This is a genomic window from Bradyrhizobium sp. WSM4873, from assembly GCF_055811355.1.
In genome coordinates, this window is the sequence record NZ_JBVVPS010000108.1 from 1 (window position 1) to 808 (window position 808).

1 protein-coding gene and 1 pseudogene are annotated in these 808 nt (G+C 53.6%); one reads left to right on the forward strand and one right to left on the reverse strand.

Annotated features, from left to right (window positions below; translation table 11 throughout):
• Positions 1 to 107 (forward strand): annotated as a pseudogene (locus tag AC0L21_RS37945) (transposase); the annotation flags it as partial.
• A 485-nt stretch (positions 108 to 592) separates the two neighbouring features.
• Here AC0L21_RS37945 and AC0L21_RS37950 read toward each other — a convergent pair.
• On the reverse strand, positions 593 to 808 hold a 216-nt coding region (locus AC0L21_RS37950; protein WP_473267097.1), incomplete at its 5' end, for a hypothetical protein.

Consider the following 808-nt stretch of genomic DNA (forward strand, 5'->3'; position numbering starts at 1 on the left):
GTCTTGTCCCGAGAGAATATTCTACGGGAGGCAAAACGAAGCTGCTGGGGATAAGCAAGCGCGGCAATCGATATCTGAGCCGGATGATCATCCATTGCGCCCGTTCCATGCGTGACTCTCATCTTGATCGCTCGCGATACCGCCTTGGCGACAGCGACAGAGGGCTCGCTGAATGTAGCAGCGTATATCCGATCCGCACCGATCGGTTGCCAGTTCACGATTGCGAGATTGAATGCCTTTGTTGAGCCGCTGAGTTCCTGGACACGACCTGTATCGAAATCCGAAAGCCGAGATAATCGCGGCAACCGGATCTCGGAACAGATGTAAGGTCAGTGTAAGCTTGGTCGTAAAGACTGCGTGCGCGGCCAAGCCAAAAGTTTGAGACGAAAAGCGGAAAGGTTGGAAAAGGCGAAAGTAGTAACAAAAAATTGGGACGGCAGGCGACCATCTCGCCAACCTCTCCGCTCTGGTTATGGTTTGGCGATAGCTGCCGTCATGGAGTTGCATAGGTTGATACAGAATCCGAAGCCTTTGCTAGAATCTCGAACTTTTCTGTTCCTGCAGATCCATTCCTTTGGCTAAGAGCGACCATTCAATGTCTTTTCAGATGTTCGGATTCGCGGTTGAAGCTTGGTTGGTGCTGTTCGTGACGGCCTTTGTGGGGACGATCAGCTACTGCGGTGTACAGCTTGCGGATTCCGGTCGATGTCGCCCAGGATTCCGAGATGATCTCGCCCACCCGTTCCGAGATGATGTCGCCCACCATTCCGGGATGATGTCGCCCGGGTGACGAGGCCTCTTCTGGCTC